The 1825-nt window shown below is 63.2% G+C and carries 2 protein-coding genes; both read left to right on the top strand.

The genetic code is table 11. From position 1 onward, the window contains the following. The first annotated feature begins 113 nt into the window (after window positions 1-113). Window positions 114-899, top strand: coding sequence for a cell division protein FtsQ/DivIB (locus RMO40_RS01865; RefSeq protein ID WP_309715487.1), 786 nt, complete (start codon window positions 114-116; stop codon window positions 897-899). A 30-nt stretch (window positions 900-929) separates the two neighbouring features. Then, window positions 930-1825: cell division protein FtsA (gene ftsA, locus RMO40_RS01860; protein ID WP_309715485.1), on the top strand; the 896-nt coding region annotated here is incomplete at its 3' end.

Here is a 1825-nt window from a genome sequence, read left to right as displayed (position 1 = left end):
CGGGCCGTTCCCAAGGGCGAATTCCGCAGCACTCTGTGCGGAGGTTACTGCATGAGCACCGCCGGGCCGTTCCCAAGGGCGAATTCCGCAGCACTCTGTGCGGAGGTTATTGCATGACCACAGGCGTAGCAGTCCCTTTTGACGTGCGCCTGATGAATGCCACGGCCTGGGTGCTGTTCGCAGTATTTGTGGCCCTTTTGCTGGGTGCGTTGTTGTCCTGGGCCGCCAACCGGGCCACGTTCTCTATCGGTGCCATCGCGGTGACAGGCGATGTTAGCCACAACAACGCCATCACGCTGCGCGCCAATGTCGTGCCCAAGCTGGGCGGCAGTTTCCTCACGCTCGACCTGGCACGGGCGAAACAGGCGTTCGAGGCCGTGCCATGGGTGCGCCGGGCGGTCGTAAAACGCGATTTCCCGAACCGCCTGATGGTAGTGCTGCAGGAGCACCAACCGGTAGCCTACTGGGGGCTGGAAGGTGACTCCCGGCTGCTCAACAGCTTTGGTGAAGTGTTCGAGGCCAACCTGGGAGAGGTGGAACAAGAGACCCTGCCGCGGCTGAGCGGCCCCACCGGGCAAGAGCCACAGGTGCTCTTGATGTACCGCTCGCTGCAGCCGCTTTTTGAGCCGATGGACCTGTCGCTGGAGAAGCTCGACCTGACCGGACGCGGCAGCTGGGTCGCCACACTCGATACCGGGGCGGTAGTGGAAATCGGGCGCGGCAGCGACGCCGAAATCGTGGCGCGGACCGAACGCTTTCTGAAGACCCTGACCCAGGTGACGTCACGTTACAACCGCAAGCCCGACGCCGTGGAGACTGCCGACTTGCGCCACGGCACCGGCTACGCGCTTCGGCTGCGCGGTGTGAGCACCGTGGTAGTCGGCGCAGCCAAGAAATAACGCAGTGCAAACGAAGGTGCAGGTGAACATATGGCAAAAGAATACAAAGACCTGGTTGTAGGGCTCGACATCGGCACCGCCAAAGTCATGGTGGTGGTGGCCGAAGTTCTGCCCGGCGGCGAACTCAAGCTGGCCGGGCTCGGTGTGGCCCCGAGCAACGGCCTCAAGCGCGGCGTGGTGGTGAATATCGACGCCACGGTGCAAAGCATCCAGCTCGCGTTGAAGGAAGCCGAGTTGATGGCCGACTGCAAGATCACCCGGGTCTACACCGGCATCACCGGCAGCCACATACGCGGCATCAACTCCAGCGGCATGGTGGCCATCAAAGACCGCGAGGTAACCCAGGCTGACGTGGCGCGGGTGGTGGAAACCGCCAAAGCGATCAACATCTCCACCGATCAGCGGCTGCTGCTGGTGGAGCCGCAGGAGTTCATCATTGACGGGCAAGACGTGCGCGAACCGATCGGCATGAGTGGCATCCGGCTGGAGGCCAAGGTGCACATCGTGACCGGTGCCCAAAGTGCTGCCGAGAACATCATCAAATGCGTGCGCCGCTGTGGCCTGGAGGTGGAGCAACTGATGCTGAACCCGCTGGCGTCCAGCTTGTCGGTATTGACCGACGACGAACGCGAACTGGGCGTGGCGCTGGTGGACATTGGCGCTGGCACCACCGACGTGGCGATCTTCACCAACGGGGCCATCCGCCACACCTCGGTGATTCCGATTGCTGGCGACCTGATCACCAGCGATATCGCCATGGCCCTGCGCACCCCCACCAAGGATGCCGAAGACATCAAGGTGGAAAGCGGCTACGCCAAACAATTGTTGACCGATGCCGAAACCCAGGTCGAGGTGCCGGGCCTTGGCGACCGTGGCCCACGCATGCTGAGCCGCCAGGCGCTGGCCGGCGTCATCGAACCGCGCGT

This window comes from Rhizobacter sp., from assembly GCF_031412075.1.
Lineage (GTDB): Bacteria > Pseudomonadota > Gammaproteobacteria > Burkholderiales > Burkholderiaceae_C > Rhizobacter.
Note: the sequence above shows the minus strand (reverse complement) of the source record. Positions and strands in the feature narration are given on the sequence as shown.